Annotated in this window: 1 protein-coding gene; it reads left to right on the top strand. The window is 51.7% G+C overall.

From position 1 onward, the window contains the following. Nucleotides 1–55 precede the first annotated feature (55 nt). A partial coding sequence (locus tag HMPREF2792_RS02150) for a transposase (protein WP_141746414.1) occupies nucleotides 56–201 on the top strand: 146 nt, incomplete at its 3' end.

Here is a 201-nt window from a genome sequence, read left to right as displayed (position 1 = left end):
GGTAGACACCTGATATCCAGCCCAGTTGGGTTGGGAAGAAAGGTAATCTACCACCATGCCTAGGTACTCCGAACAGTTCAAACGTGATGCTGTGGCCCTCTACGAAAACAATGAGGACCTCTCACTTCACGCGGCTTCAGCAGAGCTAGGAGTCAATCGCTCCTCACTTTATTCCTGGCTTAAGCAGTACGGCACCGGCAA

Origin of the sequence: Corynebacterium sp. HMSC068H04, assembly GCF_001811255.1 — a bacterium.
GTDB classification, from domain to species: domain Bacteria; phylum Actinomycetota; class Actinomycetes; order Mycobacteriales; family Mycobacteriaceae; genus Corynebacterium; species Corynebacterium hesseae.
This window is presented reverse-complemented; position numbering and strand designations above follow the sequence as displayed.